We start from the raw sequence: 6401 nt of genomic DNA, 5'->3' as shown, positions 1-6401 counted from the left end.
CAGGCCGAACCAGTCCGGCCCCTTCAGCTTGTCGATCGAAGCCATCGCCTCGGAGGCATCGCCCGCGCCTTCCTTGGCCCAACCGTCCATGACGCCGGAGAGCAGCCGGTCGAGATCGGATTCGAGCGACAGCTTCAGCCAGTACTGAGCCTTGGCGTAGTCCTTCTTGTGGAAGGAATCGACGGCAAGCGCCAGACGCGAGAAGCGCTCGACATCGGGAACTTCCTTGAGCTTGTCGGCATAGACCAGCGATTCCTCGAAGCGGCCCTGGGCGACCAGCGCCAGCATGAGGCTCTGCTGCAGTTCGGTGTCATTGGGGGCAAAGGCCAGGGCCTGCTTGTAATAGGCGATGGCATTGTCGAGATCGTTGTCGCTTTCGGCAATATGGGCGGCAAGATAGGCGCCCGAAAAGGACGTGATCTGGACCGGTTGGGAGTTTTCCTTGGCATGGGCAGGCGGCACCGACAGCGCCACACCCGCTAAAAATGCCAGCCTCGTCAGCCAGCGCGCACGTCCTTGCCGCATTGTATCCCTTTCAGCCAGACGCGATCCCCCCTTGGCGGACCGCCCACAGAGTCGATGTTTTCCCGACAAAGCATGGCCTTTTTGGGGTCAGGCTTCAATCCGCAGCGAATCACAATGCAATCATCGGGCTTAAAAAATACGGCGTGCATCCAAAAAGTCCGGCGCGGGAAGCCGCAGACAGCGCCGCCTAAAGACGCGTATCTTGGAATCCGCTGAGGGCAACCGCGCTGCACAGGTCGGACCATTCGCAGCCCGAGCACGCCTGACGCGTCAGGCCGGAGGAAAACGCCTTGCGCATCGGCGCCAGGCTGGAGGCATCCAACACGAGCCGGTCGCCGGCCCGGACGGGCCGGCCGAGGAGAGCGCCGACGTCGCGCGCCGCGAGCGCGTCGCGCTCGGCGGCGCCTTCGCCCAGGCAGTGCGGCTCGCGCTCGTCCAGCATCGGGGCGCAGATGGCGTCCGGCCCGGACACGATCAGGACCGCCTCGCCCTCGCCCAGCCGCTTCACCACCTTGTCGTAGTTGGCGGTGAAGGCGGGCGAGTAGCCTTTGCCGACATAGGTCAGCAGGCAGAGCAGATGGTGGGCGCGCAGCCTGACAGTCATTGCATCTTTGACGAGTGGTCGCGCGGTTCGGCCCGATAGGTGGAAAAGAGCTTCAGCGTCGCGGCGCCCAGCGCCGACTTCAGGAGGCCGCCGACAATGAAGGGCAGGAAGCCGAAGGTGATGGCCTTCTCGGCGCCGATCATGGCGGCAAGCCAGGCCGTGCCGAGAACCAGGCAGAGAAGATTGCCGATGAGCATGGCGGCGAAGGCAAGCATCACCCGATTGCCGTTCCAGCCGCGCTCGGCCAGCCAGCCGACGATCGCACCGACGATCGGGAAGGAGAAGAGATAGCCGCCGGTCGGGCCCATAAAATGCTGCACGCCGGCCGCACCGCCGGCCAGAACCGGGAAGCCGGCGGCACCCTCGACAAGCCAGGCCGCGATGGTCAGCGCGCCGAAGCGCCAGCCATAGAGCGCACCGACCAGCGTCACCGCGAAGGTCTGCATGGTCACCGGAACCGGCACCATCGGCACCTCGATATAGGATGACAGCGCCAGGAACAGCGAGCCGAGGACGACGGCGCCGAACTGCCAGGCAACGGAGCGGCTGTGCAGTTGGAGCGGGCTGAAGGAAGACTGGCGGGTCGAAACGGCGATGTTTGTCACGGTGAGGTCCCTGGTTGAGTTGAAATTATAGATAATTCCTGCAATCGATCTATTATCGAATCCACATTTTTGCGGAGATAGCAAGCGCTGCCTTGCGGAGGCAGATCGCAGGAGCAATGAGGCTCAGCCATTCACCGACATTTGACTGCTACGGAGCGCAGAAAGGCAGCTGTGTCTGCGTTCTCGCGCTAGCCGACGATGGCGAAGGCGTCGCGAGTCCTGCCGGAAGCGGTCTTGACCGGTTTCTGCCCGATCCATTGCACATGCCGGCCGAGCGTGGCGGCAGCCGATTCCGTGTTGCCTTGCCTCAGCGCGCTCAGGATCGCGCGGTGATCCTGATCGGTGCGGGTCTCCCATTCGGAGCGCCAGGCGGCGAACAGGAAACGCGCGCTTGCGGCATGCAGGTCATCGATGGTGGAGAGAAGACGCGGCATGTTGCAGGGCGTCAAGATCAAGCGGTGGAAGGTGCGATTGGCCTCCTCCCAGGAGCGGACATCGCGGGATTTGTCGCCCGCCTTGGTCGCCTCCTCGGCGCGGTCGAGGATCGCCGGCGTCAGATGCGGCGCGGCGTGGCGCAGCGCCAACACTTCGAGCGCGGCGCGCATCTCGGCCACTTCCCTGACCTCGCCGAGATCGAAAGCGGCCACACGCACGCCGCGGCGCGGCTCGCTGATCGCCAAACCCTGCGCCTCGAGGCGGCGGAAGGCCTCGCGCACCGGCACGTGGCTGGTGCCGAATTCCTCGGCGACATGATCCTGGCGCAGCCGCGATCCGGGCTCGATAGCGCCCGAAATGATGCGGTCCGCCAGTTCCTTGCTGATGCGGACGGCGATCGTGTCCTCTGTGGTGGCCATGTTTTATAGATAATTTGCTGAGCTGCCGTTTGTCGAGACGGCCAGAGCGGAATCACAGGCGCCCGCCCGGCGGACGCCAGGCGATGCCAAGGAGAACCGACAGGCGCTCAGTTGACGCGGCTGATGCAGAAATCGATGACGTCGATCAGCGCCGATTTCTGCGGCGTCGCCTCCAGCGGCGCGAGCGCGTCGCGGGCGATCTCGCCGAAGTGACGGGCGCGGCCAATCGTGTCGGCGATGGCGCCATGGCGGGTCATCAGACCGATCGCCTTTTCGAGCCCGGCATCGTCGGCGACATTTTCCTCGATGGCGCGCTTCCAGAAGGTGCGCTCGGCCTTGGTGCCCCGCCGATAGGCGAGGATCACCGGCAGCGTCACCTTGCCCTCGCGGAAATCGTCGCCGACATTCTTGCCGAGATCCTTGCTGGAGCCGCCATAGTCCAGCGCGTCGTCTATGAGCTGGAAGGCAAGGCCGAGATTCATGCCATAGGAGCGCAGCGCCGCCCGGTCGGTGCGGGAAGCGAGCGCGATCACCGGACCGACCTCGGCGGCGGCCGAGAACAGGGCGGCGGTCTTGGCCTTGATGACGGCGAAGTGCTCGTCCTCGGTGGTCTCCAGATTCTTGGCAGCCGCAAGCTGCATCACCTCGCCCTCGGCGATGATGGAGGCGGCGCTCGACAGGATGTCGAGAGCCTCCAGCGAGCCGACTTCGACCATCATGCGAAAAGCCTGGCCGAGCAGGAAGTCGCCGACCAGCACGCTCGCCTGGTTGCCCCAGATCATGCGCGCCGTCTTCTTGCCGCGGCGAAGCGCGCTCTCGTCGACGACGTCATCGTGGAGCAGCGTCGCGGTGTGCATGAATTCGACTGCGGTGGCGAGCTTGACGTGCCCCTCGCCCGCATAGCCGAACATCTGGGCGGCGGCGAGCGTCAGCATCGGCCGCAGCCGCTTGCCGCCGGACGAGATCAGGTGGTTGGCGACCTCCGGGATCATCTCGACGTCGGAGCCGGCCTTCGACAGGATCAGCTCGTTGACCCGTCCCATGTCGGCTGCCGTCAGGTCGATGAGATCCTGGATGGAAGCAGGTTCCCGCTTGCCTTCGATATTCAGAACGACACCCACCACGATCACTCCCGTCTCATTGACGCGCCCGACAACACCCTGGTCCCGGTGGGACTCTAGGTCGGCACAACCGCGCACGGCAAGAGGCGAATTGGCGCGGTTTGGCTGGCGCTGGGCTGGCCTGGCGTTTACATGAGCGCCGCAACCTGCGATTTTCATTCCATGATCGAGCTTGTCCGCACCAACGACGCCGTCCTCATCTCCTTCGTCGAATCGCTCATGCGCGACGCCGGCATCGCCTGCTTCGTGGCCGACCAGAACATGAGCGTGCTCGACGGATCGATCGGCATCCTGCCCAGGCGCGTCATGGTCGATGCCGAGAAAGCCGATGCCGCGCGGCGCATCCTGAAGGATGCCGGTATCGAGAACGAGATCCGCCGGCAATAATGGCAGCATCAACCGCCCTCGCCCCGGACACGCCGGCCCACACGGTCGACGCCTTCCATCGCGGGCGCTTCTGGCTGGTGCAGCCGCGACAAGGCCACCGTGCCGGCATGGACGCCATGATGCTGGCTGCTGCCGTCCCGTCCGGCTTTTCCGGCCGGCTCGCCGATTTCGGCGCGGGCGCCGGTGCGGCGACGCTCGCCGTGCTGTCGCGCTGCCCTGAGGCACACGCGGTTCTGGTCGAGCGTTCCGAGGAGATGGCGGCCTTTGCCGCCGCCACGCTTGCCCACCCCGGCAACGCGCATCTCGGCGACCGCGCCTCGGTGCTTAAGGCCGACGTCACGCTTGCGGGACGGGCACGGCACGGAGCCGGACTTGCCGACAATTCGTTCGACTTCGTCGTCATGAACCCGCCCTTCAACGCGGCACAAGACCGCGCAACGCCGGACGCGCTGCGCAGAGAAGCGCATGTCGCGGAGGACGGCCTGTTCGAGCGCTGGATCAGAAGTGCGGCCGCCGTCGTCAAGCCGCGCGGCGGACTGGCGGCGATTGCGCGGCCGGAGCAGCTTGTCGCCATCCTGGATGCGATGGAAGGCCGCTTCGGCGATGCCGAGATGCTCTGCGTGCACCCGCGCCCAGACGCGGCGGCGATCCGCATCGTCGTCAGGGCGGTGCTCGGCGCGCGCGGAAAACTGTCGATCCGGCCTCCGCTCACCTTGCACGGCGCATCCGGCAACGAGCCGACGGAGCGGACCGAAATGATCAACAACGGGCTGGCGTCGCTGTTCGGCGATTGATCAGAGGCCGGCGATGCGGCATTGCCGTTGCGCGGCGAATTCCTACATGCCCGGGAGCAAGGATGAGGTCTGACCTTGCTCTAGCATCTCTTGTGGAGACAAGCTTTCGTGAAACGCTTCTTCAACCGCCTGCTGCCGAAATCCTGGCGCTCGACAGTCGTCACCATTCCGGTCATCCGGCTGCATGGCACGATCATGCCCGGCGGCGGCCAGTTCCGGCCAAGCCTGTCGCTCGCCTCGACGGCCGGGCTCATCGAGAAGGCGTTCGGCTTCGACGCGCCGGCGATTGCGATTTCGATCAACTCGCCGGGCGGCTCGCCGGTGCAGTCGCGGCTGATCTTCAAGCGCATCCGCGACTTGGCGGCAGAGAAGGACAGACGAGTGCTCGTCTTCATCGAGGATGTGGCGGCCTCCGGCGGCTACATGATCGCAATCGCCGGCGACGAGATCTTCGCCGACCCTTCCTCGATCGTTGGCTCGATCGGCGTCGTCTCCGCCTCCTTCGGCTTCCCGGAGCTGATGAAGAAGATCGGCATCGAGCGGCGCGTCCACACCGCGGGCCAGAACAAGGCCGTGCTCGACCCCTTCAAGCCGGAAAAGAGGGAAGACGTCGAGCGGCTGAAAGCCTTGCAGCTCGAAGTGCACGAGACCTTCATCGATCTCGTCAAGGAACGGCGCGGCACCAAGCTCAAGGACGACCCGGATCTGTTCACCGGACTGTTCTGGACCGCCAAAAAGGGTCTCGAGCTCGGCCTCGTCGATGCGCTGGGCGACATGCGCAGCGTGCTCAAGACCCGTTTCGGCGAAAAGACGCAGCTCAGGCTGATCACCGCGCCGCGCGGGCTTTTCGGCCGTTTCGGCTTGTTCGGATCGCGTTTTTCGGCGCCGGACATCGCCGCGGCCGCGGCCAGCGGCGTCATCGATGCGGCGGAAGAGCGCGCGCTGTGGGCGCGCTTCGGGCTTTGAAAAAGCCATGATTGCGTCTAGCATGGCCGCTTGACCGACCCATCCGGCCGGCCTTGCCGCGAGAAACGCGGGAGGAGTTGTGAGATGCCGCAGATCATTTTCTTCGTTGTCGTCGGCGCCGCCGCCTATTTCGGTTATCGCGCTTTCGTACGCGAGGCCGAGCGCGTGACGGCCAAGATCCGGCGCACCGAGAAGCAGGCGGCCAACGGCACGATGGGAACGCTGGTCAAGGATCCGAAGACCGGCGAGTACCGTCTGGCTAAGGACTGAACACCATCTCGCCAGCAGCCGACATTCTGGAGGCCGAGGCCAAGTCCCGGACATGGCTTGCGCCTGCCAAGATCAACCTCGCGCTGCACGTCACCGGACGGCGCGCCGACGGTTATCACCTACTCGACAGCCTTGCCGTGTTCACGCGCTTCGGCGACCGGCTCGAGATCGAGCTGGCGCAAGACGATGCGTTCTCGGCGTCTGGTCCCTTCGCCGCCGGCGTGCCAATCGATGGCGACAATCTGGTACTCAAAGCGCGCGACGCGTTGCGGCGG

Annotated in this window: 9 protein-coding genes and 1 pseudogene; 5 read left to right on the top strand and 5 right to left on the bottom strand. The window is 65.3% G+C overall.

Annotated elements, in window-relative coordinates; translation table 11 throughout:
• The 5 genes from EOA79_RS28370 to EOA79_RS28350 all read right to left on the bottom strand — a co-directional run.
• The coding region (locus EOA79_RS28370) for a tetratricopeptide repeat protein (protein ID WP_128293499.1) at nt 1-525 on the bottom strand (525 nt) is incomplete at its 3' end.
• 187 nt (nt 526-712) lie between these two features.
• Nucleotides 713-1129 carry a DUF1284 domain-containing protein gene (locus EOA79_RS28365; RefSeq protein WP_095800916.1) on the bottom strand — a complete coding sequence of 139 codons (417 nt, stop codon included), beginning with the start codon at nt 1127-1129 and terminating at the stop codon, nt 713-715.
• Nucleotides 1126-1734, bottom strand: a complete 609-nt coding sequence (locus tag EOA79_RS28360; protein WP_095823829.1) for a biotin transporter BioY — start codon at nt 1732-1734, stop codon at nt 1126-1128. Before EOA79_RS28360 ends, EOA79_RS28365 begins: the two co-directional genes overlap by 4 nt.
• Before the next feature lie 188 nt (nt 1735-1922).
• Nucleotides 1923-2588 (bottom strand): GntR family transcriptional regulator, encoded by a 666-nt coding sequence (locus tag EOA79_RS28355; RefSeq protein WP_095800918.1) that lies wholly within the window; start codon nt 2586-2588, stop codon nt 1923-1925.
• Nucleotides 2589-2695: 107 nt separating this feature from the next.
• A complete protein-coding gene (locus tag EOA79_RS28350) occupies nt 2696-3709 on the bottom strand; it encodes a polyprenyl synthetase family protein (RefSeq protein ID WP_095801112.1) in 1014 nt (337 codons plus the stop codon).
• A 162-nt stretch (nt 3710-3871) separates the two neighbouring features.
• Here EOA79_RS28350 and EOA79_RS28345 point away from each other — a divergent pair, with 162 nt between their 5' ends.
• The 5 genes and pseudogenes from EOA79_RS28345 to EOA79_RS33830 all read left to right on the top strand — a co-directional run.
• Nucleotides 3872-4096 carry a DUF2007 domain-containing protein gene (locus EOA79_RS28345; RefSeq protein WP_066999078.1) on the top strand — a complete coding sequence of 75 codons (225 nt, stop codon included), beginning with the start codon at nt 3872-3874 and terminating at the stop codon, nt 4094-4096.
• Nucleotides 4096-4890: a methyltransferase gene (locus tag EOA79_RS28340; protein ID WP_067327811.1), complete on the top strand. Its 795-nt coding sequence runs from the start codon at nt 4096-4098 to the stop codon at nt 4888-4890. Before EOA79_RS28345 ends, EOA79_RS28340 begins: the two co-directional genes overlap by 1 nt.
• A 108-nt stretch (nt 4891-4998) precedes the next feature.
• Nucleotides 4999-5856: a S49 family peptidase gene (locus EOA79_RS28335; protein ID WP_067327810.1), complete on the top strand. Its 858-nt coding sequence runs from the start codon at nt 4999-5001 to the stop codon at nt 5854-5856.
• 84 nt (nt 5857-5940) lie between these two features.
• Entirely contained in the window at nt 5941-6126 is a 186-nt protein-coding gene (locus EOA79_RS28330; protein ID WP_066999017.1) for a hypothetical protein, read from the top strand.
• A 26-nt stretch (nt 6127-6152) separates the two neighbouring features.
• Nucleotides 6153-6401, top strand: a pseudogene (locus tag EOA79_RS33830) (4-(cytidine 5'-diphospho)-2-C-methyl-D-erythritol kinase); the annotation flags it as partial.

This window comes from Mesorhizobium sp. M1A.F.Ca.IN.020.03.2.1, assembly GCF_004023205.1.
GTDB lineage: Bacteria > Pseudomonadota > Alphaproteobacteria > Rhizobiales > Rhizobiaceae > Mesorhizobium.
This window is presented reverse-complemented; position numbering and strand designations above follow the sequence as displayed.

Bases quoted from the DNA above. Each gene is read 5' to 3' on its own strand.
- EOA79_RS28330 (WP_066999017.1), top strand. From the start codon at position 5,941: ATGCCGCAGATCATTTTCTTCGTTGTCGTCGGCGCCGCCGCCTATTTC.
- EOA79_RS28345 (WP_066999078.1), top strand. From the start codon at position 3,872: ATGATCGAGCTTGTCCGCACCAACGACGCCGTCCTCATCTCCTTCGTC.
- EOA79_RS28340 (WP_067327811.1), top strand. From the start codon at position 4,096: ATGGCAGCATCAACCGCCCTCGCCCCGGACACGCCGGCCCACACGGTC.
- EOA79_RS28365 (WP_095800916.1), bottom strand. From the start codon at position 1,129: ATGACTGTCAGGCTGCGCGCCCACCATCTGCTCTGCCTGCTGACCTAT.
- EOA79_RS28355 (WP_095800918.1), bottom strand. From the start codon at position 2,588: ATGGCCACCACAGAGGACACGATCGCCGTCCGCATCAGCAAGGAACTG.